The sequence below is a fragment of the Flavobacterium sp. genome (assembly GCF_046293665.1).
GTDB lineage: Bacteria > Bacteroidota > Bacteroidia > Flavobacteriales > Flavobacteriaceae > Flavobacterium.
On sequence record NZ_JBKBOL010000001.1, the window covers coordinates 439,980 to 463,118 of the forward strand.

General features: G+C 34.9%; 25 protein-coding genes. 18 read left to right on the plus strand and 7 right to left on the minus strand.

Features of this window, described 5'->3' with window-relative positions:
• Window positions 1-6: 6 nt before the first annotated feature.
• On the plus strand, window positions 7-1,374 hold the full coding sequence (locus tag ACK4R1_RS01980; RefSeq protein WP_409682914.1) for an undecaprenyl-phosphate glucose phosphotransferase: 1,368 nt from the start codon (window positions 7-9) through the stop codon (window positions 1,372-1,374).
• Here the strand turns inward: ACK4R1_RS01980 and ACK4R1_RS01985 are convergent.
• The 4 genes from ACK4R1_RS01985 to ACK4R1_RS02000 are packed head-to-tail and all read right to left on the minus strand — an operon-like array spanning window position 1,371 to window position 6,341.
• On the minus strand, window positions 1,371-2,555 hold the full coding sequence (locus ACK4R1_RS01985) for a glycosyltransferase family 4 protein (RefSeq protein ID WP_409682917.1): 1,185 nt from the start codon (window positions 2,553-2,555) through the stop codon (window positions 1,371-1,373). The genes ACK4R1_RS01980 and ACK4R1_RS01985 overlap by 4 nt on opposite strands.
• The gene (gene wecB, locus ACK4R1_RS01990) at window positions 2,555-3,640 is read right to left on the minus strand and encodes a non-hydrolyzing UDP-N-acetylglucosamine 2-epimerase (protein WP_409682920.1); all 1,086 of its coding nucleotides are present in this window, start codon (window positions 3,638-3,640) and stop codon (window positions 2,555-2,557) included. The genes ACK4R1_RS01985 and wecB overlap by 1 nt, the downstream gene beginning before the upstream one ends.
• A gap of 3 nt (window positions 3,641-3,643) precedes the next feature.
• Window positions 3,644-4,957, minus strand: a complete 1,314-nt coding sequence (locus ACK4R1_RS01995) for a phenylacetate--CoA ligase family protein (protein ID WP_409682923.1) — start codon at window positions 4,955-4,957, stop codon at window positions 3,644-3,646.
• Window positions 4,958-5,015: 58 nt separating this feature from the next.
• Window positions 5,016-6,341 (minus strand): T9SS type A sorting domain-containing protein, encoded by a 1,326-nt coding sequence (locus ACK4R1_RS02000; protein WP_409682926.1) that lies wholly within the window; start codon window positions 6,339-6,341, stop codon window positions 5,016-5,018.
• 99 nt (window positions 6,342-6,440) lie between these two features.
• Here ACK4R1_RS02000 and purD point away from each other — a divergent pair, with 99 nt between their 5' ends.
• Complete coding sequence (gene purD / locus ACK4R1_RS02005) at window positions 6,441-7,715, plus strand: phosphoribosylamine--glycine ligase (RefSeq protein ID WP_409682929.1); 1,275 nt, start codon at window positions 6,441-6,443, stop codon at window positions 7,713-7,715.
• A 33-nt stretch (window positions 7,716-7,748) separates the two neighbouring features.
• Here the strand turns inward: purD and ACK4R1_RS02010 are convergent, their stop codons facing one another.
• On the minus strand, window positions 7,749-7,979 hold the full coding sequence (locus ACK4R1_RS02010; protein ID WP_409682933.1) for a DUF6341 family protein: 231 nt from the start codon (window positions 7,977-7,979) through the stop codon (window positions 7,749-7,751).
• A gap of 45 nt (window positions 7,980-8,024) precedes the next feature.
• On the opposite strand from ACK4R1_RS02010, the gene ACK4R1_RS02015 reads away from it, so the two are divergent.
• On the plus strand, window positions 8,025-8,954 hold the full coding sequence (locus ACK4R1_RS02015; RefSeq protein ID WP_409682936.1) for a DUF6427 family protein: 930 nt from the start codon (window positions 8,025-8,027) through the stop codon (window positions 8,952-8,954).
• On the opposite strand, the gene upp is transcribed toward ACK4R1_RS02015, so the two are convergent.
• Entirely contained in the window at window positions 8,949-9,602 is a 654-nt protein-coding gene (gene upp / locus ACK4R1_RS02020) for a uracil phosphoribosyltransferase (protein ID WP_409682938.1), read from the minus strand. The two genes, ACK4R1_RS02015 and upp, sit on opposite strands and share 6 nt — an antisense overlap.
• 135 nt (window positions 9,603-9,737) lie before the next feature.
• Here upp and ACK4R1_RS02025 point away from each other — a divergent pair, with 135 nt between their 5' ends.
• Window positions 9,738-10,343 (plus strand): DUF4254 domain-containing protein, encoded by a 606-nt coding sequence (locus ACK4R1_RS02025; protein ID WP_409682941.1) that lies wholly within the window; start codon window positions 9,738-9,740, stop codon window positions 10,341-10,343.
• A 140-nt stretch (window positions 10,344-10,483) separates the two neighbouring features.
• Window positions 10,484-11,482 (plus strand): glycosyltransferase family 9 protein, encoded by a 999-nt coding sequence (locus ACK4R1_RS02030; protein ID WP_409684045.1) that lies wholly within the window; start codon window positions 10,484-10,486, stop codon window positions 11,480-11,482.
• Window positions 11,483-11,540: 58 nt separating this feature from the next.
• On the opposite strand, the gene ACK4R1_RS02035 is transcribed toward ACK4R1_RS02030, so the two are convergent.
• A complete protein-coding gene (locus ACK4R1_RS02035; RefSeq protein ID WP_409682944.1) occupies window positions 11,541-12,596 on the minus strand; it encodes a 2Fe-2S iron-sulfur cluster-binding protein in 1,056 nt (351 codons plus the stop codon).
• A 119-nt stretch (window positions 12,597-12,715) separates the two neighbouring features.
• On the opposite strand from ACK4R1_RS02035, the gene ACK4R1_RS02040 reads away from it, so the two are divergent.
• From ACK4R1_RS02040 to atpH, 13 genes are all read left to right on the plus strand, one after another.
• Window positions 12,716-13,051, plus strand: coding sequence for a PadR family transcriptional regulator (locus ACK4R1_RS02040; protein WP_409682947.1), 336 nt, complete (start codon window positions 12,716-12,718; stop codon window positions 13,049-13,051).
• Window positions 13,051-13,680, plus strand: a complete 630-nt coding sequence (locus ACK4R1_RS02045; RefSeq protein ID WP_409682950.1) for a hypothetical protein — start codon at window positions 13,051-13,053, stop codon at window positions 13,678-13,680. Before ACK4R1_RS02040 ends, ACK4R1_RS02045 begins: the two co-directional genes overlap by 1 nt.
• The gene (locus tag ACK4R1_RS02050; protein ID WP_409682953.1) at window positions 13,677-14,369 is read left to right on the plus strand and encodes a hypothetical protein; all 693 of its coding nucleotides are present in this window, start codon (window positions 13,677-13,679) and stop codon (window positions 14,367-14,369) included. Before ACK4R1_RS02045 ends, ACK4R1_RS02050 begins: the two co-directional genes overlap by 4 nt.
• A 56-nt stretch (window positions 14,370-14,425) precedes the next feature.
• On the plus strand, window positions 14,426-15,892 hold the full coding sequence (locus tag ACK4R1_RS02055) for a DUF5687 family protein (protein WP_409682956.1): 1,467 nt from the start codon (window positions 14,426-14,428) through the stop codon (window positions 15,890-15,892).
• A 32-nt stretch (window positions 15,893-15,924) separates the two neighbouring features.
• Window positions 15,925-16,623, plus strand: coding sequence for an ABC transporter ATP-binding protein (locus ACK4R1_RS02060; protein WP_409682959.1), 699 nt, complete (start codon window positions 15,925-15,927; stop codon window positions 16,621-16,623).
• 89 nt (window positions 16,624-16,712) lie between these two features.
• Entirely contained in the window at window positions 16,713-19,508 is a 2,796-nt protein-coding gene (locus ACK4R1_RS02065) for a tetratricopeptide repeat protein (protein ID WP_409682962.1), read from the plus strand.
• Window positions 19,509-19,512: 4 nt separating this feature from the next.
• A complete protein-coding gene (locus ACK4R1_RS02070; protein WP_409682965.1) occupies window positions 19,513-19,917 on the plus strand; it encodes a polymer-forming cytoskeletal protein in 405 nt (134 codons plus the stop codon).
• On the plus strand, window positions 19,886-20,119 hold the full coding sequence (locus ACK4R1_RS02075) for an AtpZ/AtpI family protein (protein ID WP_409682968.1): 234 nt from the start codon (window positions 19,886-19,888) through the stop codon (window positions 20,117-20,119). The genes ACK4R1_RS02070 and ACK4R1_RS02075 overlap by 32 nt, the downstream gene beginning before the upstream one ends.
• A 1-nt stretch (window position 20,120) precedes the next feature.
• Window positions 20,121-20,519: a hypothetical protein gene (locus ACK4R1_RS02080; protein WP_409682971.1), complete on the plus strand. Its 399-nt coding sequence runs from the start codon at window positions 20,121-20,123 to the stop codon at window positions 20,517-20,519.
• 116 nt (window positions 20,520-20,635) lie between these two features.
• Window positions 20,636-21,790, plus strand: coding sequence for a F0F1 ATP synthase subunit A (gene atpB, locus ACK4R1_RS02085; RefSeq protein ID WP_409682974.1), 1,155 nt, complete (start codon window positions 20,636-20,638; stop codon window positions 21,788-21,790).
• A gap of 31 nt (window positions 21,791-21,821) precedes the next feature.
• Window positions 21,822-22,013, plus strand: a complete 192-nt coding sequence (atpE, locus tag ACK4R1_RS02090; protein WP_171221220.1) for an ATP synthase F0 subunit C — start codon at window positions 21,822-21,824, stop codon at window positions 22,011-22,013.
• An 84-nt stretch (window positions 22,014-22,097) separates the two neighbouring features.
• Window positions 22,098-22,598 (plus strand): F0F1 ATP synthase subunit B, encoded by a 501-nt coding sequence (locus tag ACK4R1_RS02095; RefSeq protein ID WP_409682976.1) that lies wholly within the window; start codon window positions 22,098-22,100, stop codon window positions 22,596-22,598.
• Complete coding sequence (gene atpH / locus ACK4R1_RS02100) at window positions 22,598-23,131, plus strand: ATP synthase F1 subunit delta (RefSeq protein WP_409684047.1); 534 nt, start codon at window positions 22,598-22,600, stop codon at window positions 23,129-23,131. Before ACK4R1_RS02095 ends, atpH begins: the two co-directional genes overlap by 1 nt.
• Window positions 23,132-23,139: the final 8 nt, after the last annotated feature.

The window sequence follows — 23,139 nt, forward strand, 5'->3', positions numbered from 1 at the left end:
TATTTTATGGTTGCACAGCAAACAGGAAGATATTCAAAATATATTAGACCGATAAGTATTTTATTCGATCTAATTGTAGTAACAACATTAAGTTTGTTTTTCTTCAGGGAATTGGAACTTAATGTACTTTACTATTTGTTGTATCAAACGTTTACTTGGTTTTTGATTGCTATTATTGTCAAATATTATGAGGTTTTTAGATTTACAACACCGGTAGAAATTATTACCAAACTAGTTAAGCAGTTTGGTCTTTTTTTACTGGTAGTGATTGCTTTTTTCCCTTTTGCCAAAACGGCTATTTTTAGTGGTAGTGCGGTTGCCATTTTTATTACTTTTAGTTTTGTTATCATCCTAACGTTTAAATATTTTCTGTTTTTCTATCTAAAGAAGTACAGAATTGTCACCGGAAGCAACTTCAGAAATGCCGTAATCATTGGCTATACACCAGAAGCCATTCGCCTAAAAGAGGTTTTTGAAAACAGGAAAGATTATGGTTATCGATTCTATGGTTATTTTTCAGATAAGAAACAAAATCCGGAAATTTTAGGCAAAGTCGAAGACCTAAAAAAATATGCCATTGAAAATAAAATTGACGAAATTTATTGTTCTTTAAACGAAATTTCTAATGAAAAACTAAAAGAGTTAGTTGAATTTGCAGACGATAATAAAAAAGCCATCAAATTCATTCCTGATTCCAAAGAGATTTTCTCCAAAAATTTAAAGGTCGATTATTACGAATTATTCCCGGTACTTTCTCTGCAAAAAACACAATTACACAACCCAATTATTAAAGGGTTTAAACGTGTTTTTGATGTGGTTTTTTCGTTATTTGTTATCATTTTTATACTGTCTTGGTTGATTCCTGTTTTGGCGGTTTTAATCAAATTAGAATCAAAAGGGCCGGTATTTTTTAAACAAGGCAGACCTGGTTTGGATGAAGAAGAATTCTTTTGTTACAAATTTCGCTCGATGCAAGTCAATGGGTTTACCGAAAAAGAAGCCTCTAAAAATGACCCAAGAGTTACCAGAATGGGCAAATTGATGCGTAAAACCAGTATGGATGAATTGCCACAATTTTTCAATGTTTTATTAGGTGACATGTCGGTAGTTGGACCAAGACCGCACTTATGGTCACAAAACAAAGCTTACGCCAGTAAAATTAAGAAATATATGGTGCGACACTATGTTAAACCAGGAATTACCGGTTTAGCGCAAGTCAAAGGATTCAGAGGCGAAATTGAAACTGAAGAAGACATGGTCAATCGAATCAAACTGGATGTTTTTTATATTGAAAATTGGTCCATCATCATGGATTTGAAAATCATTTTCCAAACAGTGATAAACATTTTTAAAGGGGAAGAAAAGGCGTATTAAAAAACCTTTTTTGCTATCAAATCTTTGATTTGGTTGTCTAAGTGAAAATTGGTATTGGCCGTATTAAAAACCATTTGTTTCATTGTATCTAAATCGGCTTTTTCCAATAGGGAAATTTCAACTAGCTTTTCGTTCAAGTCCTGAAAATCTTCCACCGAAGCTACCCAACCTAATTTATTTTCCGAAACGATTATTTCTCCTTCGCCACCACCAAAATAAAGTATTGGAAATCCCAACGAACCATATTCAAAAATCTTAGAAGGCACGGAGCCATAAATTCTGGTTTTCAAAGGAACAATGGCAATGTCAAAAGTTTTAAGTGTTTCATGCAAAGCCTTTCGGTCCATCATACCGTGGAAGAATATCTTTTGGTCTTTCATGCTTGATATAAGCGCTTCTATTTGATTTTTTTCGGCACCGTCGCCAAACAGATGCAATTCGATAGACAAGCCGTTTAAATCTATTTTTTCACACAATTCTAGAACACCTTGAGCCACACCCAACAATCCGGCATAAAATATTTTTATCGGTTGGTTTTCGATGGTTTTCAATTCTATTTCGGTCACTTGATGATCAGGAAAATTTCTGTACAAATGACATTCTTTACCGGGTGAGATAGTTTTTATATGCGCAATAATTTCATCAGATTGTCCCAAAACCAAAGAGGCTTTTTTATAAATAAATCGCTCCATAAACAACGAAATTTTATGCGAAAAAGAGCCTGATTTTAACGCGTCTAATTCAATAGCAGCCAATGGCCATAAATCCGAAACATTGAGAATTATTTTTTTGTTTTTAAATGAAAGGACCAAAACTGAAATAAAAGAAAGCAATAAAGGAGGTGATTGAACAATTACTTTTTGAGGTGTTTTTTTGAATAACAAATAGAAAAATAAATTCAAAGAAAAAGACAATATCGAAACAATTCTAACCAAAATGTTTTTACTCACACTCGGATAAATCCAAAGTCGCTTTACGGTAATATTATCGCGATTTTCGGTGACGGAAAACTTCCCTTTGTATTCAGGAAACAATTCCCCTTTCGGGTAATTTCCCAACGGACAAATCACTGTAACGTTGTAATTATTTTGATGTAATTTCAAAGCCAACTGCTCAATTCTGTTGGCAGCTGCGCCTTTTTCCGGCGGATAATAATTAGATATGATTAGTATTTCTTCCATTATTTTTTCAAAAGAATCTCGATAATTCGCTCTGAGGCTTTTCCGTCCCAAAGCTCAGGAATCCCCGCTTTTTTGGGTCCGTTTTGAAGAAATGCAGCAAATATTTTTTCCAGATTTTCTATTGAAGTTCCTACCAAAGTATTGGTGCCGATTGTTTCCGTTTCCGGCCTTTCGGTATTGTTGCGCATGGTAAAGCACGGAATGTTTAAAACCGTAGTTTCCTCCGAAATTCCTCCGGAATCCGTAATGACTGCAAAACTGTTTTTAATTAAAAACATAAAATTTAAATAGCCTTGAGGCTCTACAAAAAGGATGTTTTTTAAGGCCAAATTGGTTTCGCCCAAAATAGCTTTAGTGCGCGGATGAATCGGAAAAACTATTTTCTTATCACCAACCATCTGATCAATGCCTTGGAGCAATTTGATTAAAGATTTTTCCTCGTCAACATTCGCCGGTCGATGCAAAGTTAAGATGATATAATTGCCTTTGGCTAAACCAAATTCATCCCAAAATTTCGGTGCTGAAATCCTACTAAGGTTTTGATATAAAGTATCAATCATTACATTACCAACAAAGTGAATGTTTGAAATTTCTGCACCATATTTAATTAAATTCTCCGAAGCAGTTGTTGAAGTGGTAAAGAAATAATCAGTAATACTATCGGTTACAATTCGGTTGATTTCTTCGGGCATGGTCATATCGCCTGATCGAATTCCGGCTTCGACATGCGCAACTTTTACATTGCTTTTTTTAGCTACAATGGCACAAGCCATGGTCGAATTAACATCGCCTACAACCAAAACCAAATCACACGGGTTTTGGATTAATTCTTTTTCAAAAGCGATCATAATGGCAGCAGTTTGTTCAGCTTGTGAACCGCTTTTGACCTCTAAATTAGCATTCGGATGCGGAATATTTAATTCTTCAAAAAAGGTGTCGCTGAGGTTTTTATCATAGTGTTGACCGGTATGGACCAACCGATACGAAACGTTAGCTCCTTCGGCTTGTTTTTTTTCAATTGCTTTGATTATGGGAGCGATTTTGATAAAATTAGGCCTCGCGCCTGCGATTATGGTGATTTTCATAAATTATTTTACTAACGAAACAAACTGTTTCAATTTACCGCTTTTGGTTCTTTCTAATTTTTCTTTTCGGATAAATTTAAAAGTCAAACCGTTTTCTAAATAGGTTGATATGGCTTTTTCAATATTTTTTATTTGGGCCGAAGTCAATTCACTTTGACTCACATACTCTATGTCAAAAGTATCGATTTTGGTTTGTTTAATGACAAACTCTTTGACATTTCCATCATCTTCAATGATGCTTTTGGTCACGTAATAAAAAGTCAATCCCGGGGATTTTTTACCACTAGGTAAAATCGCAACATCATTGGTTCTTCCGGTTAATTTTTTCAGAATAGGCTTTTTAAAAGTGCTTTTCTCATCCAAAATTCCAATATCGCCTATGTCATAACGAATAAAAGGATGGGCTTTGTTGTATAAAGAAGTGATTACGATTCGACCTTCTTTTCCAAAAGGTAAGACATTATTTTCTTGGTCCAAAATTTCTACAAATAAGGTTTCCGAATTCACTTGCCATTCTCCTTGAGGATTTTGGAAAGCAATCAAATCCAATTCGGAAGCACCATATTCATTGACAATTGGAACGCCAAATTGTTTTTCGAGTAATAGCTTATCGTCATCAAATAACATCTCTGAAGTGACAACGCAACATTTTAATGTCGGACAAATGCTTTTTAAAACGACATTTTTATGTTGGAGAAATTTAGCAAATAAGACGATTGAACTAGTATAACCATTGATGTAATCGAAACGCTTTTGCTTAAATTTTTCTAGAACGCCTTCTAAAATATTATCCGATAAATCAAAAATAGGAAAGCGATAACGATGACTTAAAAAATCTTTAAACCGTTCTTTAGTGTTGCCTAAAAAATCTAATGGAATTCCATAAAAACGCGCTTGTAAAGACGAATTAAAATCAATGTTAAACCAACCAAATCGGTCAAAAATATTGACCCATGTTAAGGCGTGAGAGAATTTATCTTTAGCAAAAATAAAAGGATCACCACTGGAACCGGAAGTCTTGTTGACATAAACATTTTTAAGAGTATATCCCTCAGAAAGTCTTTCGGCTAATGGCTTTTGAAAATCTTTTTTGGTCATAATCGGAAGTGTATTCCAATCGCCAGCAATTCTATTTCCAACTAATTTTTTATAGGAATCATTTTTTTGTAGGTGAAAAGCAACAATATCGTTTCTTTTTATAGTCAGATAATTTTCATACTCAGCTTCAGATAAAGATTGAATTTTTTCAAATTCACGAAGAGCATCCTTTATCGGATAGCCATTGAGTTGAAGCGATAAGTTGAAAATATGGAACATAAAAACAATAAAAAAGGGCTAACCAATGTCAGCCCTTAAAAATACTATTTTATTAGTATTAATTTTTTATAATCTTAATAGTTTCTGATTTGTTACCTGAATTAATTTCGAAAAAATAAACCCCGGTAGCAAAACTTGAAATATCCAGAGTGTTTTCAACACCGTTGAATTCTTTGGTTACCATTACTTTACCTGCTAAATCAGTAACTTTTAAAGTGTATGAATCTAATCCTTCAGTTTGTAAATTCACTAAAGAAGTAGTAGGATTTGGATATGCTCTAAATTTACTACTATTGAAATCACTGTTAGACAACGTTCCATTAAATTTAAATATACCACCGGTAAATGGGTCTTCGTTAAATCCGGCACACCATCCTGTTGAACCATCTAAGAAAGTCACAACACCTCTCTGCGCACCTGAATCGATTGGAATCCAAGTAGTGCCATTGTTATTGCTGTAGGCAGAACCTGAAGGAGTTCCTGCAGATGTGGCTACTAAAGTTGTAGTACCCGGCACATAAGCTAAAACTCTGTAAGCTCCGGTAAATGGAGTTCCTGCTGACCAAGTAGCACCACCGTCAGTAGTTGTATAGAATGTGTAAGTAGTACCTGCAGTTTTTAACAAACAGCCATTTGTAAGAGAACTCATTGTCAATCTCGCACTTTGAGTAGTTCCTGCAAAATCAGTTACAGGCGCTTGAGAAACAGTCCAAGTTAATCCCATATCAGTAGATTTTAATATTCTACCCCTGTTAGTTACTAACCATGCAGTATTACCGATAAAAACATTTCCACCATTGTAACCATACTCAATTGTTGCACCTGAACCTAGAGGGTTAGGAATATTTGCACCCGGTACAGGATCCCATGTTTCTCCACCATCTGAAGTGGTATAAATTTCGAATTCACCCGCAACAGCATCTCCGAAAGAAATTCCATTGTTGGCATCAAAAAAATGAACACCATTAATAAATGAAGATGCGGCATTAAAAGCACCTATGTTTTGTTGTTCCCAAGTTGCACCAGCATCCGTAGTTTTGTAAATAACACCGTTGTTTCCTATAGTTGGGGTCAAGGCACTTACCCAAGCAGTGGTAGCACTAATTGGCGCAATATTGTTTATGGATAAAGTTGGGTCACCAACATTGATAGTTCCGGGAGTCCATGTATTTCCTCCATCGGTAGTTCTGGTGAACTCTTGAATTACATTTGTAGTACTCAAACCATCATAGGCCAATGCCCAAACCGTTGTAGGATTTACAATATGAATTTCTGAAAGGCCTCTGCTGGTAAGGTCAAAACCGGTTGCTTGAGAGGTCCAAGATTGAGCGTTTGCAGTAAAGGCTAAAATGAGTAAAGAAAAAGAAAGTAATATTTTTTTCATAAGATGATTGTTTTTATTCGGAACTAAATTAGTTAAAAATAACTCAAGAAAAAAGAATACTTGTATTTTTGCATACTTTTAACACAACACACAACAAAAATGACAATTTTACTACTTGGTTCAGGCGGGAGAGAACACGCATTATCTTATAAATTAATTCAAAGTTCACAGTGTGAAAAACTTTTTGTAGCACCGGGAAATGCCGGAACAGCGGCTATTGCAATCAACATATCCATCAGCCCAACTGACTTTGAAAGCATAAAAACTTTTGTTGTGAAAGAAGGAATTAACATGGTTGTTGTAGGACCCGAAGACCCTTTAGTTCACGGTATTTATGATTTTTTTAAAAATGACAGTGCTATCAATCATATTCCGGTGATTGGGCCATCGAAAGTAGGGGCTCAATTAGAAGGAAGTAAAGAATTTGCCAAAGAGTTTCTAATCAAACACAAAATACCTACCGCCGCTTACGATAGTTTTACCTCAGAGACGGTTGAAAATGGATGCCTTTTTTTAGAAACACTGCAACCTCCATATGTTTTAAAAGCAGATGGATTGGCCGCCGGGAAAGGAGTCTTAATTTTAAATGATTTAGAAGAAGCCAAAACCGAATTGCGAAATATGTTGGTTCACGCCAAATTTGGAACAGCAAGTTCAAAAGTAGTAATAGAAGAATTTCTTGATGGAATTGAATTAAGTTGTTTTGTTTTAACGGACGGAAAGAATTACAAAGTATTGCCTACCGCCAAAGATTATAAAAGAATTGGCGAAGGAGATACCGGATTGAATACCGGCGGAATGGGAGCGGTTTCTCCTGTCCCGTTTGCAGACAAAATTTTATTAGAGAAAATAGAAACCAGAATAATTAAACCAACAGTTGAAGGCTTACAAAAGGATGAAATCGAATACAAAGGATTTATCTTTATCGGATTGATCATTGTCAAAGAAGAACCAATGGTAATTGAATACAACGTGAGAATGGGCGATCCGGAAACCGAAGTGGTAATGCCTAGAATTAAATCTGATTTAGTCGAATTGTTTCAAGCGGTAGCCAAGCAAAAACTAAACGAAGTTACTTTACAAATCGACCCAAGAAGTGCCACAACAATTATGATTGTTTCGGGAGGATATCCTGAAGATTATGACAAAGGTTTTGAAATTACCGGAATTGAAAACGTAAAAGATTCGATTGTTTTTCATGCCGGAACTAAATTGGAAAACGGCAAAGTGGTGACTAGCGGCGGGAGAGTTTTGGCTGTGACTTCTTTTGGAGACAACTTCCAAGAAGCCATAAAAAAATCTTACCAAAACATAGACAAGCTACATTTTGATAAGATGTATTTTAGAAAAGATATCGGATTCGATTTAATATAAAACCTCTTTTTCCTTTTTTGGGTTAAGGAGTTTTTAGCTTAAGAAAGAATGCGCCGTAGTATCTTGGTTTTCTTCGTTGTTGTCTTGGTGTTTTTTCAATTCTTTGCACCAGTAAACTATGTATTTGCAGCAAACGATGATTAATACCCAACTAACAATATTAGCCAACCACCAATTGCTTAATTCTAGCGCACGTAACCAATCTAGTGGTTTGAATAAAAAGTCTACAAATAAAGTTTGAATGCCCTCAAAAAATGCTTTCATTTTATAAAATGTTATATTTACAGCACAAATGTATAAAATATCCTCATGATAACAAGTGTTTTTAAAAAATCTACAATTCTAAATTATACGCTAATTGTAATTTTGGTATTGCTTTTCTTTTTTTTACACCAATCAAGTGACCTTTACCCTAAAAATTTATCGCAAGGATTTTTAATAACCATTGAGACATTAGCCTTATTATTAGCGTCACTTTTTTTGGTCAATTTTATTGTAAAAAAAAATGGATTAACAAAAGACAGTAGTTATGCCATTCTCTTTTTCTTGCTTTTTTTGGCGCTTTTTCAGTCGATTTTCAACAACACTAATATATTATTCGCCAATTTTTTTCTTTTATTGGCCATCAGAAGATTAATTTCTTTACAGACTTTAAAACAACCAAAAGAAAAGATTTTTGACGCATCTATTTGGATTTTCATTGCGGCATTATTTCATTTTTGGTGTATTCTTTTTATAGTTTTAGTCTATATTTCTATCATATTCCACGTGTCTAGAGATTATAGAAATTGGCTTTTACCATTCGTAGCCTTTGTAACTACGGCAATAGTTTTTTTAGCGGCGGCTTTATTTTTTGACAAAACATGGATAGACCATATATTTGATCAAACGCGAATGAATTTTGAACTTGATTATTTTACTAACAATTACCAAAACATAGCACTCTCTTTCTATTCGGTAATCGCTTTGTATTTTGTTTTTTCTACCATTTTTACTGTTTCAAACAGACCACTTATTTTGCAAGCATCGTATAAAAAAATGATCTTTACATTTATTGTAGGAGTAATTGTTTTCCTAATTTCTCCGGATAAAAATAACAGCATGCTAATCTTCACACTAATGCCTTTGTCTTTAATGTGTACCAATAATATTGAGTTTTCTCAAAATAATATGTACAAAGAAATCGTATTGTTGATATTAATTTCAGGTAGTTTTTTTATCTTTTTTGCTCAGTTATAATTTACTGCCATAAGCCAAATCACCGGCATCACCCAAACCCGGAACGATGTAGTTTTTCTCGTTAAGCTTTTCGTCCAAAGCCGCAACCCAAAGATGACAATTTTCCGGGAGATTTTTTTCTAAATAAGCAATGCCTTCAGGAGCAGCAATTACTACCGCGATGTGAATTTCTTTTGGTTTTTGTTCCAAATGTAACTTGTGTAAAACCGCCACTAATGACTGTCCGGTAGCCAACATCGGGTCGATTAAAATCAGGTTTTTATTTTCAAATGAAGGCGCGGCTTGGTATTCGACCAAAATCTCAAACTTATCATCGTTGTCATAATGGTGGCGATAGGCAGAAACAAAACCGTTTTCAGCATTGTCAAAAATGTTCATAAAACCGGTGTGTAAAGCCAATCCGGCGCGAAGGATAGAACACAAAACCACATGATCGGCAATCGTAGTGGTGTTTTTGATGCCCAATGGTGTTTGCACAGCAATGTTTTTATAGTCTAAAGTTTTACTTAATTCATAAGCCATAATTTCACCAATGCGCTCGATGTTTTTTCGAAAACGCATGCTGTCTTTTTGAATGCTGACATCGCGAATTTGGGCCAAAAAATGATTGAGAATACTGTTCTGCTCTGAAATGTAATGAATGTGCATGGACGACTTTAATTTTGTATGGTATGGTAAAAGTATAAAAACTATCTTTGTACCCGAGTCCTTTTAGGTCAAATTTTATGTGTACGAGTCTTCAAGGCAAAAGGAACGAAGTTAAATAAAATAAAAATCAAAATTATGTTTTCACAATTTGCATTTCCTATTTTTGAGCAAAGTATAAAAGATTACCACGTTATAGATGATGTTTATCAACCAACGTTAAACCCATATAACAAAGGAACTATCGAGTATTTATTATATGCTAAAAATTGGGTTGATACTGTTCAATGGCATTATGAAGACATCATCCGCGACCCAAATATTGATCCGGTTGCGGCTTTAGTTTTGAAAAGAAAAATTGACGCTTCAAACCAAGTTCGTACGGATATGGTGGAATATATCGATAGTTATTTTCTACAAAAACACAAAGACGTTCAGGTAAAACCAAATGCTAAAATCAACACTGAAAGTCCGGCTTGGGCTATCGATCGTTTGTCAATTCTAGCGTTGAAAATTTACCACATGAATGAAGAAGCAAATCGTGCAGAAGCTTCGGCGGAACACAGAGCTAAATGTCAGGAGAAATTGAATGTATTGCTAGACCAAAAAAGCGACATGTTTATTTCTATTAATGATTTGTTGACCGATATTGAAAACGGCGACAAGTTCATGAAAGTATACAAACAAATGAAAATGTACAACGACGACGATTTGAATCCGGTGTTGTATCAAAATAAAAAATAAACGTCTTTGTCATTTCGACAAAGGAGAAATCTCATCAAACTATTCATATATTATGAGATTCCTCGTTCCTCGGAATGACAATTTAATGCAGAAATTTGTCAAACCCAATCCAACATATAGCCGTCATCCGATTGTCTGCCATGGGCGATGTTGCGATGACAGTTCCTGTTATTAGAGCTTTTGTACATCAAAATCCGAGCGTGAAAATCACCCTAGTTTCGCGCCCGTTTTTCCAGCCTTTTTTTGACGAAATTCCGAATGTCAGTTTCTTTGCGGTTGATGTTAAAGGACGACACAAAGGGTTTTTGGGTTTGCTCAAATTGTATTCCGATTTAAAGAAATTAAATATTGATGCGGTTGCCGATTTGCACAATGTGCTGCGTTCTATTGTAGTCCGAAATTTATTCGCGCTAAGCGGAAAAAAAGTGGCACACACCGACAAAGGCAGAGCCGATAAAAAAGCCCTAACTCGTCCCGAAAACAAAATCTTTCAACCGGTAAAATCAATGTTTGAAAGACATGTTGAGACCTTTAAAGAACTTGGTTTTTTCGTTGATTTAAACAATACGATATTTCCTGAAAAAGCTATTTTATCCGAAGATATCCTAAAAGTTTCAAGCGAAAAAGACAATTATAAATGGATTGGTATTGCGCCATTTGCCCAATACGACAGCAAAGTTTATCCATTAGATTTGATGCAAAAAGTAATATATAATTTGGCCCAAAATCATGCTTATAAAATATTCCTTTTCGGTGGTGGAAAAAAAGAAATAGAGGAATTGAATATTTTGGCTACAGCCAAAGAAAATGTAATTGTGGTTGCCGGAAAATTATCTTTCGAACAAGAATTACAATTGATTTCCAATTTAGACCTCATGCTTTCGATGGATTCCGGAAACGCTCATATTGCAGCGATGTTAGGTGTAAATGTAATCACACTTTGGGGCGCAACGCATCCTTATGCCGGTTTCAAACCTTTCAACCAACCAATGGAAAACTGTTTGGTTTCTGATAGAGAACAATATCCGCTTTTGCCGACTTCAGTTTATGGTAACAAAAAAGTAGAAGGCTACGAAAATGCTATGCGAACAATTTCCGTTGAGCAAGTGGTGGAAAAAATAAATTCCAATCTTGCCTAGACAAAATTGGAATTTGGTCCCTCGACTGCGCTCGGGATGACAATATCTTTGTTTTTAACTATACATCATCAAAATCCACATAAATTTCCGAAGAAGTCGGATGGGCTTGACAAGTTAAAATCAATCCGTCGGCAATTTCACCATCTGTCAAAATCGAATTCTTTTTCATCTCGGCTGAACCATTCGTGATTCGCGCCAAGCAAGAACTGCAAATGCCGCCTTGACAAGAATACGGAGCATCAATCCCTTGTTTTAAAGCCGCTTCCAAAACCGTTTGTTTTTGTGACATTTCAAAAGTGGTTTCCTCGTCATCGACCATTACGGTAATTTTGGTATGACCATCGTGCGAAGCCGCAGTGGTATTTTCGGCAGCAGTTGAAGTCGAAAACAATTCGAATTTGATGTTTTTATCGGCAATGTTGTGTTCTTTTAAAACCGTCGAAACCAAATTAATCATCTCTTCCGGACCGCACAAATAGAACTTGTCAAACTCTTTTTCTTTGTGCTTGTTGTTCAACACAAAGTTGACGGTTGACTTATCAATTCGACCAAAAAGTTCGTTGTCTATTTTAGCTTGACTATACACAAAGTGTACAAAAAATCGCCCTACATATTTTAATTGTAAGTCGTGTAACTCATCGTGAAAGATGGTCTCTTCCGGCGTTTTATTGCCGTAAACCAATACAAAAGAACTATTTGGTTCGCCTTCCAAAACCGATTTTAAAATAGACATTACCGGTGTAATGCCGCTTCCTGCTGCAAAAGCCGCATAGTTTTTTAGGTTCGAAAAAGAAGGTTCGAACGTAAATCTTCCTTCGGGTTGACTGACTTCTAAAATATCGCCCACTTTCAAATTCTCATTGGCAAATTTAGAAAAATGACCACTTTTCACGGATTTAATCGAGATACGCAATTCATCACTATTAGGCGAAGAACAAACCGAATAGGCTCGGCGTACTTCTTGTCCGTCAAGGGTTAATTTTAGGTTAACGTATTGACCGGCAGTAAATTGGTAAGCCGATTTTAATTCGGCCGGAATGGTAAAAGCAACAGAAATAGCGCTTGGTGTTTCGCGCTTTACTTCTTTGATATGTAATTTATAAAAAGCTGACATGGAATTTATTTTTGGCAAAGGTAGCGAACGTATCACTTTTGAGAAAATAATAATTTATACCTAAGAATTTTATGTATATAAAAAACTTATGTATATTTGATTTTTAAAAATGAAAGTCAATGAAAAGTTCACAATTATACAAAGGAAGTTTGACCACAATAGTGATGAAGCTATTGGAAGAAAATGGCCGAATGTATGGCTATGAAATCACCCAAAAAGTAAAAGAAATCACCAAAGGCGAACTGAAAATCACCGAAGGTGCGTTGTATCCGGCGTTACATAAATTGGAAGCCGAAGGCGTTTTAGAAGTTGAAGTTGAAAATGTAGACAACAGATTGCGAAAATATTATAAGCTTACGGAAAAAGGTTCGGCAGAAACCGTGAACAGACTGACCGAATTGGAAGATTTTATTAGGAATATGCAAACTTTAGTTCAACCTAAATTAGATTATTGATGATGAAATTATCAAGAGATGAAATCAAATTCATTGACACGTATTTACAAAGTAGTGATGTTGTCTATGTGGATATTCGTCAAGAGATGGTAGACCATATTGCAACGGCTATTGAGGAAAAAATGCAATCAGAACAACATGATTTTTATAACGCCTTCAAACAATACATGGCAATTAATAAAAAAGATATTCTGAAAAGTAACAAACAGCGTGGAAGTTTTTCGTTATCAACTATAGTTCAGTTTTTTCTTTTTTTAGGAAAGCCACAAATGTTGATTTTCGGAGTTCTGTTTTACGGCGTTATTAGAAAAGTTGATGTTAATCAATACTTTTCTGAAGAATTCACCATTAATAATTTGTTTTTTGTATTGGTATTAACAGCTGCAATTTTCCAGCAGGTATATATGAAATATCAACTTAAAAAGCAATTTTATAAAGTTGAAAAAGTGTCTCAGTTATTAGTTTTAATCTACTTCGGACAATTTTTTTTCTTTCCGATTTTTAGTAAAACGCCGCCTTCGGCAATTATACTTACTATTTTTAGCTTCCTGTTTTTTGGGTATGTTTCTTATTTTATACAAGAACTTATAAAATTTAATCGTCAACAAATCAGTTATCTGAAATCATGAAACTCAACGCCGAACAAATAGAAAGACTATACACTTTCACACGCCAGCATTATGTGGAATATTACGATTTGCAAACCGAATTGGTGGATCATTTGGCGAATGCCATTGAAGAACAATGGCTAGAAAATCCGAAATTATCTTTTGAAGAAGCTTTAAAAATTGAGTTTAAAAAATTCGGTGTTTTCGGGTTTATGGAAGTGGTCGAAGAACGACAAGTTGCCTTGAATAAAAAGTACAATAAATTGGTTTTAAGCGAATTGAAAACGTTCTTTTCAATCCCAAAAATCATCGGAACTTTCTCGGCTATCGGTATTATTTTTTACTTCCTGAAATCCCTTCAAGAAGGTATTTGGATAATGCAAACGGTTTTCCTTTTCTTGGTTTTATTTTATTTCATTGGAATGACCATACTTTGGAGAACCAATAAACGAAGAAGTCAAAAGAGTGGCCGAAAATGGTTATTCAAAGACATTATTTTTGGGTATAGCGCTTCGGCCGGTTTGATCAATTTACCGTTACAGTTTTCTATTCATCTAAGAGCTGAAAGTTATCCGGATTGGGTTTTGGCGATTTATGCTTTATTCATGATTGTCTTTGCGTTGACAGAATATATCGTTTTGGTTTTAATTCCGTCTAAAGCCGAAAAACACCTCAAAGAAACTTATCCTGAATATGAATTTGTAAATTAAATTGTAACAATTTTCTATCTTTAGGAACTAATTTCCAAAACCTAAAACCACCAACTATGTTCAAACATTTCATCAAACTAGAATGGAAGTCTTTTCTTCGGTCGTCTTCTTTTGGGAGTAATCTGGCGCTGAAAATCATCATGGGTATTTTTGCGGCCTTTATCATCTTGGAGTTTTTGGCACTAGGTATTTTTTCCTATGACATCATGGAGAAATACAATCTAAAACCATTGGAAACGGTAAATAAATATCTCGTTTATTATGTGTTAATTGATTTGATTATTCGCTATTTCTTGCAAAAGATGCCGGTGACCAATATCAAACCATTATTGCTTTTACCTATAAAACGAAGCACGATTGTACATTTTTCACTAGGGAAAACCACCATCTCTTTTTTCAATATAATGCATGCTTTTTTCTTTGTGCCATTTACCGCGCGTTTATTGTATGAAGGATTTGGTTACCAAGCGATTTTGTGGCATTTAGGCATTGTGGCTCTAATTTATTCCAACAATTACATCAATGTCTTTGTCAATAATAAAAGTTCGGTTTTTTACAGCGTTTTGGCTATTTTGATTGGTTTAATAGCATTACAATATTATCATATTTTTGATTTAACGGTTTATTCGACTCAGTTTTTTCAAGGAATGTATGACACCAATTATTTGTTTTTGGTTCCTATTATTCTTGTTGCATTGGTTTATTATTTCTCATTTATCTACTTCAAGAGCCGATTAAACCTTGATGATGGATTAGCTAAGAGAAGCGATATCGCTAAAACCGAAAATTTCACTTGGTTAGACCAATTTGGTACTTTGGGAACATTCCTCAAAAACGATATACGTTTATTGAAAAGGAACAAACGCTCCAAAACCACAGTTATCATGAGTGTGGTATTTATTTTTTATGGTCTGTTATTTTATACACAATCAATCGAAGCTTACGATAATCCAGCGATGAAAGTTTTTGCCGGAATATTTGTTTCTGGTGGCTTTTTATTTGTTTTCGGGCAGTTTGTGCCAAGTTGGGATAGCGCCTATTACCAATTAATGATGAGTCAAAACATTCAATATCGAGAATACATCAGTGCAAAATGGTGGTTGATGGTGATTGCTACGGTAATCACAACCATTTTAGCGTCTTTTTATTTGTATTTCGGGCTACATACTTATCTTATTATTGTCGTTGCTGCGATTTTTAATATTGGTGTCAATTCTCATTTGGTAATGCTTGGCGGTGCTTTCGTAAAAACCCCAATCGATTTAACCACCAGCAAACAGGCCTTTGGTGACAAACAAGCTTTTAATGTAAAAACCATGTTAATCGCCATTCCAAAAATGTTGTTACCAATGGGATTGTATGCTTTAGGGTATTATTTATTTTCTCCAAATGTTGGACTGATTTTCGTCGCGGGTGCCGGAGTTTTAGGCTTTGCTTTCAGAAATTATGTTTTTGATAAAATTGAAAAAATTTACAAAACCGAAAAGTACGAAACCATTGCTGCTTATAAACAAAAAAACTAATTACCAATCACTAATCACTAACTACTTTTAAGATGATACAAGTCAATAATCTTTCAAAAACATATGCTAATGGTGTTCGCGTTTTAAACATCACTAATCTTGAAATTCCAAAAGGGCAAAGCTTCGGATTAGTAGGAAACAACGGAGCCGGAAAAACCACTTTCTTTAGTTTATTGCTCGACTTAATCCAACCAAGTTCCGGACATATTATAAACAATAAAGTTCAGGTTAATACCAGCGAAGCATGGAAACCTTTTACCGCAGCTTTTATCGATGAGAGTTTCTTAATAGGTTATTTAACCGCTGAAGAATATTTCTATTTCATCGGAGATTTGCGGGGACAAAATAAAGCAGATGTAGATGCATTACTAAAAAAACACGAAGAATTCTTCAACGGAGAAATTCTCAACAGCCGAAAATACCTTCGAGATTTATCTAAAGGGAATATGAAAAAAGTGGGCATTATAGCAGCTTTGATTGGCAATCCAGAAGTGGTTATTTTAGATGAGCCGTTTGCCAATCTTGATCCAACAACCGTAAACCGATTGAAAAAAATTATCAAAGAATTAGCCGAAGACCCTAACAGAACGGTTTTGGTATCGAGTCATGATTTGGTTCATACCGTTGAGGTTTGTAACCGAATTGTTGCCTTGCATTTGGGCGAAGTCGTAAAAGATATTCAAACATCTCCTGAAACTTTAAAAGAACTGGAAGCATTTTTTGCAGTCTAATTTTTTGCCATATCAAAAAGAAACGTATTTTTACCAGTTAGTTATACTATTTATGACTTTTTCACGTTATTATAAAAATACGTTTCGCTTTGAAAACCAATACTATTAAATATCTTATCTATACCGGATTGCTTGTTTTTTTGATAGCTTGTTCTACCAAGAAAAACACTTTCCTTTCCCGAAATTCACATGCGCTTAGCACCAAATACAACATTTTATACAATGGCGGAATCGCTTTGGAAAAAGGGATTGAAGATGTGAAATTGCAAAACAGTGACAATTTTTGGGAATTGCTTCCTATCGAGAGAATGCAGGTTACTGAAGACAGAATGTTACCCGGTGATAACAGAAACGCGAATTTCGAAAGAGCGGAAACTAAAGCCACTAAAGCCATTCAAAAACACTCGATGAACATTCAAGGTTCGGAGAAAAACCCACAAATGGATGAAGCGCACTTGCTTTTGGGACAATCAAGGTATTACGAACAACGTTTTGTACCGGCCTTGGAGGCTTTCAATTATGTACTTTATAAATATCCAAAAAGCGACAAAATTTACGAAGTCAAAATTTGGCGTGAAAAAACCAATATGCGTCTAGAAAACGACGCGATAGCGGTTAACAACTTGACCAAACTTTTAAAAGAAATCAAATTCAAAGACCAAATTTTTGCTGATGCTAATGCGGCATTAGCTCAGGCCTATTTGAATTTAGAAGAAAAAGACAGCGCTGTAGCCAAAATAAAACTGGCTACCGAATTCACTAAATCCAACGAGGAAAAAGCGAGATACCGATTCATATTAGGGCAACTTTACGAAGGATTGGGTTACAAAGACAGTGCTTATGCCAAATTCCAAGAGGTAATTGACATGAACAGAAAATCAGCCCGTCAATATGTGATTCAGGCACATGCTAAACAAGCGGGTCAGTTTGATTATAAAAACGGAGATACCATTGCGTTCCTGAAAAAATTCAACGATTTGCTTGAAGACCGTGAAAACCGTCCTTATTTAGATGTATTACACCACCAAGTAGCATTGTTTTATGACAAGCAAAACAATTTGTCCCAAGCCAAAAAACACTATAATCTTTCGCTAAAAAAGAAAACACAAGACAATTATCTTATTGCATCAAATTACAGGAATTTAGCTGATATTTATTTTGATTCAGCCAAATATCTGACAGCTGGGAAATATTTTGACAGTACATTGGTGCATTTAAAACCAAGAACACGCGAATTCAATTTGATTAAAAAGAAAAGGGAAAATCTGGAAGATGTCATCAAATATGAAGCGATTGCTCAAACCAATGACAGTATCATTTCATTGTTTTCTATGTCGGGTGCAGACAGAACAGCTTATTTTCAAAAGCATATAGAGAAGCTTAAAAAAGAAGAAGAAATAGCCCTAAAATTAGCCGAGAAGGAAGCCAGAATCAAAGAAAACCAAGAAAGGAACGAAGGAAAAACAGATTCAGAGGTTAATACCAGCGGCAAAAAATTAAATCCATCTATCGCTTCAAACTCAAATGGAAATCAGGCAACGTTTTATTTTTATAATCCTACAACCGTTGCATTTGGAAAAAAGGAGTTTCAAAAAATTTGGGGTAAGCGAACGCTACAAGACAATTGGAGATTAGAAACAGGTTCAGGTAAAAACAATGACAAAGACAATGTTGAAGAAGAAGATAAAAATAGCGACAAAGTCTCAAAAGAAGCTATTATTGAAGAGCGATTTACACCCGATTTTTACATCAAACAACTGCCAACCAGCCAAACACTTATTGATAGTTTGAGCAAAGAAAGAAATTTCGCTTATTATCAACTGGGTGTTATCTACAAAGAAAAATTCAAAGAATACCAGTTGGCAGCTGACAAATTAGAGCGTTTGTTGCAGAATGATCCTGAAGAAAGATTGGTTTTGCCTTCGATGTATAATTTGTATAAAATTTATGAAATTATAGACAAGTCGAAAGCCGAAGGAATGAAAAACAGAATCATTACTTCATTCCCTAATTCAAGATATGCCCAAATTTTAAGCAACCCCGGCGGTGAATACGCAGAAAACAGTGATTCGCCGAAAGCAGTTTATCAAAGCCTCTACAAACGTTATCAAGAAGGTGATTATAAATTAGTTTTAACCGATACAGAAAGCGCAACCGACCGATTTACCGGAGATGAAATTGTTCCAAAATTAGAATTATTAAAAGCCAATATTGTTGGAAAATTAGCTGGTCTTGATGAATACGCAAAAGCGTTGAATTTTGTAGCCTTGAATTATCCCAATAGCGAAGAAGGTAAAAGAGCCGAGAAAATGTTATCGGTAGATTTACCAAAATTACAAGCCTTACAATTGTCAAGTCTAGATTCTAAAAACTGGAAAATTCTTTACAGAACTAAAGATTTTGATGATAAAAATACCAAAGTGCTTCGAGAGAAGATTGCTAAATTTATTAAAGACAGAGACTTAGGAAAACTGACCGTTTCTTTGGATATTTACACGATGACCGACAATTTTGTGGTAATTCATGGGATGAATTCTAATGACTTAGCGGTTGGAATTACTTCTATTTTAAAAGACTACAAAGATTATAAGGTTCAAGAAGTGCCAATTATTATTTCAACCGAAAATTATACGATTCTTCAAATCAAAAAGAATCTGAATGAGTTTTTAGCCGGAAATTTAACAGACAATCCCACGAAACCAAATTGGGATGGAACTATAGAAAAACCGGTAGTCCAAGAACAAAAACCGATTCAACAACAAGAACAACAAGAGGTTAATAAACCACAAACCACAAAAACACAAAAAGGCGCAGAAATCAATAAGGGTAAGATGGATTTACCTCCAACACCTCAATTAACGACACCGCCAAGTAAGAAAGGGTAAAGTTATGTTTGAAAAAAGTCCAAAATCATACACTGATCTTTTAGGGAAAACCAATAGAATTGTGGAAGGAACTACCATTACCGGTGATATTGTTTCTCCTGCCGATTTTCGTTTGGATGGACATCTGATAGGTAACTTTCAATCGAAAGGAAAAATAGTTATCGGTCCGGCCGGAAGTGTAAAAGGCGACATCATTTGTAAAAATGCAGATATCGAAGGCACTTTTGAAGGCAAAATCCAAGTCCAGGAAATCCTGAATGTAAAATCAAAATCCCATATCATAGGAGAAGTAATTTGTGGCAAACTTTCTGTAGAACCCGGAGCCGAATTCAGCGCGTCTTGTGTCATGAAACCACACGTGAAAAACCTTCCTAACAATGGACAATCAACCGAAGAAAAAAGCGCGTAACAAATGGTTGACATTGATCAACATTCCCATTCAAATGGGCGTAATTGTTTTTTTGTTTGCTTATCTCGGTCGTTGGCTCGACGAAAAGTACGCCAATCCGCATAATTTATATGTGAAAATTTTAACCTTAGTTGGCGTAGCTATTGCGTTTTATAATCTTAATCGTCAATTGAAAGAAATTAATAAATCTGATAATCAGTAATATGAATTTAGACAAATTCAAATCAATTTTTACCATTTTAGTTTTAGGACTTATTGGTTTTATAATGCACAAAGCTTTGTTTTATTTTTTTGTTCCAAAAGTATTCGAAGAAGGATTTATCTATTCAATTGAGTTATTGTATTTGTTCTTTTTCTTCTTTTCTTCTTTGTTGATTCTAGTTCTTGACAAGATTAAAGAAAAGAGTATTAATTCAGTCGGTTATACCTTCTTGTTACTCACTACTTTAAAAATGGGAATCGCTTTTCTTTTTTTGAAACCGATTTTGGCTGCAAACCTGCCCAAAACGCCGACAGAAAAAATGAGTTTTTTTATCGTTTTTATTTACTTTTTGACAATAGAAACCTATGTAACTATCAGAATTTTAAATAATAAACAATAAATGGGTTTTAAATTGACAATTCTATCAAAAAAATTAAAACTTATACTTTTTAATATTAATTAATATTGTACTTTTGCACCAAATTTGAGAAAATAAAATTTAGATAATTATCAGATATGGTGTTTTCAAAAAAACCACTCCGTTTTATCATCGCTACCTTAGTAGCTTTTTTACCATTAGTAAGTTCGGCAAATCCAACAGTTGATTCAACCCAAGTTTCAGCAGAAACTACTCATGTGGTAGAAGCTGCACATGGAGAATCAGCAGAACCGAAAGACGTCAAAACCGAAATCAAAGAGTTCATCGATCATCACTTGAAAGATTCGTATGACTTCAATATTTTTGGTTACAAAGACGAAGCCGGAAAACAACACCACGTTGGTTTCCCGTTACCGGTAATTTTGCTTGACAATGGTTTACAAGTTTTTTCTTCTTCAAAATTCCACAACGATGATGAGGTGGCTGAAGTTAACGGAACTTTCTACAAATTACACCACGGTAAAATCTACAAAGTTGACAGCGCTCAAGGCGAAGTCACTATGGATGAGCATCACCATGCTACTAATGAAAAACCACTTGATTTCTCTATTACCAAAAACGTATTCATGATTTTCGTAGTAGCTTTAATCATGTTCCTATTGTTTAGAGGTTTGGCCAAATCTTACGTTAAAAACGGGGGAATTGCTTCAGGAGTTGGTCGTATATTCGAACCGATTGTTTTATACGTAAGAGATGAAATTGCCATTCCAAACATTGGAGAAAAGCACTATAAAAGATACATGAGTTATTTATTAACCATCTTCTTCTTTATTTGGTTCTTAAATATCTTCGGATTAACGCCGCTTGGAATTAACGTAACCGGAAACATTGCCGTAACTGCTTGTTTGGCTTTAATCACTTACTTAATCACAACCTTTACCGCTAAAAAAGATTATTGGGGTCACATTTTCTGGATGCCGGGTGTACCTGTGCCAATGAAATTTATCTTAGCACCAATCGAATTATTGGGTACTATCATCAAACCATTCTCATTAATGATTCGTCTTTATGCGAATATCGTTGCGGGTCACATCGTATTGATGAGTTTGATTGGGTTGATGTTTGTTTTCAAAAACTGGATTGGAAGTAGCTTGTCTTTCTTCCTTTCGTTTGCGATTTCATTAATTGAAATATTAGTTGCTTTATTGCAAGCTTATATATTTACTATGTTGTCGGCCCTTTATTTTGGTTCGGCCGTAGAAGAGCATCATCACGAAGAAGCTCACCATTAATATTAATGTTTAATTTTTAATACATATTTTTATGGAAATTCCTAAAATCATTGGAGCTGGATTAGTAGTAATCGGAGCTGGTATCGGTATCGGAAGAATTGGTGGTTCTGCAATGGACGCTATTGCACGTCAACCGGAAGCTACTGGTAAAATCCAAACAGCTATGCTTATTGCTGCTGCGCTTATTGAAGGTATCGGATTTGCTGCTTTATTCGCAGTATAATTCAAACAAAACAAAAAGCTGCAACGGTTGGTTGTAGCTTTTGTTTAAAAATTAAATTAAAAGACTATATAATTACTTTATAATATGGAAAAGTTAATAAATGATTTTTCATTAGGATTGTTCTTCTGGCAGTTTTTGATTTTCGTAGGATTGATTTTCTTATTGAAAAAATTTGCTTGGAAACCAATTCTTGATGCCGTAAACGAAAGAGAAGAAGGAATCAGAAACGCTTTACTTTCTGCTGAAAATGCTAAGAAAGAAATGCAAAACTTGAAATCAGATAATGAGAAATTATTAGCTGAAGCAAGATTAGAGCGTGATACCATGATGAAAGAAGCTCGTGAAATCAAAGAAAAAATGATCAACGATGCTAAAACAGAAGCACAAGTAGCCGGTCAAAAAATGATTGAGCAAGCTAAAGCTTCTATCGAAAGTGAAAAAAATGCAGCTTTGGCTGAATTGAAAGCTCAGGTTTCGACTTTGTCATTAGACATCGCTGAAAAATTATTAAAAGACGAATTATCTAACAAAGAAGCTCAAACCAAATTGGTAGAGAAAATGTTAGGTGATGTAAAATTAAATTAATCGTTATGTCAAGAGCTGCGATTAGATATGCGAAAGCAATTTTAGAAACTGCGGTTTCAAGCGGAAACGCTGCTAAAGTAAATGATGACATGTTGTCAATCGTTGCTTCGGTTGCCGGAAGCGGTGAACTAAGCGAATTTCTATCAAGCCCAATCATTGCTTCAGAAGTGAAAATGAGTGCCTTGAAAGAAGTTTTTGCTGCTGTTCAGTCAGAAACCAATGCTTTATTCAGATTGCTTCAGGAAAACAAAAGGTTTGAAATTTTAGCCGATGTTGCTAAACAATACAATACCCAATTCGACGAAATGAATGGTGTTGAATTGGCCAAAGTAACTACAGCTTTTCCAATTACTGCTGATTTACAAAATCAAGTATTGGCTAAGATTGCTTCCATTTCAGACAAAAAGATAACTATCGAAAACATCGTAGATCCATCAATCATCGGCGGATTTATTTTGAGAATAGGAGACAAACAATACAACGCTTCTGTGGCAAACAGATTGCAAGAATTAAGAAGAGAATTTAGTAATTAATACCATTA

What these genes read in the sequence shown, in the direction of transcription:
- ACK4R1_RS01980 (WP_409682914.1), top strand. Translation starts at nt 7, where the DNA reads ATGGTTGCACAGCAAACAGGAAGATATTCAAAATATATTAGACCGATA.
- ACK4R1_RS01985 (WP_409682917.1), bottom strand. Translation starts at nt 2,555, where the DNA reads ATGGAAGAAATACTAATCATATCTAATTATTATCCGCCGGAAAAAGGC.
- wecB (WP_409682920.1), bottom strand. Translation starts at nt 3,640, where the DNA reads ATGAAAATCACCATAATCGCAGGCGCGAGGCCTAATTTTATCAAAATC.
- ACK4R1_RS01995 (WP_409682923.1), bottom strand. Translation starts at nt 4,957, where the DNA reads ATGTTCCATATTTTCAACTTATCGCTTCAACTCAATGGCTATCCGATA.
- ACK4R1_RS02000 (WP_409682926.1), bottom strand. Translation starts at nt 6,341, where the DNA reads ATGAAAAAAATATTACTTTCTTTTTCTTTACTCATTTTAGCCTTTACT.
- purD (WP_409682929.1), top strand. Translation starts at nt 6,441, where the DNA reads ATGACAATTTTACTACTTGGTTCAGGCGGGAGAGAACACGCATTATCT.
- ACK4R1_RS02010 (WP_409682933.1), bottom strand. Translation starts at nt 7,979, where the DNA reads ATGAAAGCATTTTTTGAGGGCATTCAAACTTTATTTGTAGACTTTTTA.
- ACK4R1_RS02015 (WP_409682936.1), top strand. Translation starts at nt 8,025, where the DNA reads ATGATAACAAGTGTTTTTAAAAAATCTACAATTCTAAATTATACGCTA.
- upp (WP_409682938.1), bottom strand. Translation starts at nt 9,602, where the DNA reads ATGCACATTCATTACATTTCAGAGCAGAACAGTATTCTCAATCATTTT.
- ACK4R1_RS02025 (WP_409682941.1), top strand. Translation starts at nt 9,738, where the DNA reads ATGTTTTCACAATTTGCATTTCCTATTTTTGAGCAAAGTATAAAAGAT.
- ACK4R1_RS02030 (WP_409684045.1), top strand. Translation starts at nt 10,484, where the DNA reads ATGGGCGATGTTGCGATGACAGTTCCTGTTATTAGAGCTTTTGTACAT.
- ACK4R1_RS02035 (WP_409682944.1), bottom strand. Translation starts at nt 12,596, where the DNA reads ATGTCAGCTTTTTATAAATTACATATCAAAGAAGTAAAGCGCGAAACA.
- ACK4R1_RS02040 (WP_409682947.1), top strand. Translation starts at nt 12,716, where the DNA reads ATGAAAAGTTCACAATTATACAAAGGAAGTTTGACCACAATAGTGATG.
- ACK4R1_RS02045 (WP_409682950.1), top strand. Translation starts at nt 13,051, where the DNA reads ATGATGAAATTATCAAGAGATGAAATCAAATTCATTGACACGTATTTA.
- ACK4R1_RS02050 (WP_409682953.1), top strand. Translation starts at nt 13,677, where the DNA reads ATGAAACTCAACGCCGAACAAATAGAAAGACTATACACTTTCACACGC.
- ACK4R1_RS02055 (WP_409682956.1), top strand. Translation starts at nt 14,426, where the DNA reads ATGTTCAAACATTTCATCAAACTAGAATGGAAGTCTTTTCTTCGGTCG.
- ACK4R1_RS02060 (WP_409682959.1), top strand. Translation starts at nt 15,925, where the DNA reads ATGATACAAGTCAATAATCTTTCAAAAACATATGCTAATGGTGTTCGC.
- ACK4R1_RS02070 (WP_409682965.1), top strand. Translation starts at nt 19,513, where the DNA reads ATGTTTGAAAAAAGTCCAAAATCATACACTGATCTTTTAGGGAAAACC.
- ACK4R1_RS02075 (WP_409682968.1), top strand. Translation starts at nt 19,886, where the DNA reads ATGGACAATCAACCGAAGAAAAAAGCGCGTAACAAATGGTTGACATTG.
- ACK4R1_RS02080 (WP_409682971.1), top strand. Translation starts at nt 20,121, where the DNA reads ATGAATTTAGACAAATTCAAATCAATTTTTACCATTTTAGTTTTAGGA.
- atpB (WP_409682974.1), top strand. Translation starts at nt 20,636, where the DNA reads ATGGTGTTTTCAAAAAAACCACTCCGTTTTATCATCGCTACCTTAGTA.
- atpE (WP_171221220.1), top strand. Translation starts at nt 21,822, where the DNA reads ATGGAAATTCCTAAAATCATTGGAGCTGGATTAGTAGTAATCGGAGCT.
- ACK4R1_RS02095 (WP_409682976.1), top strand. Translation starts at nt 22,098, where the DNA reads ATGGAAAAGTTAATAAATGATTTTTCATTAGGATTGTTCTTCTGGCAG.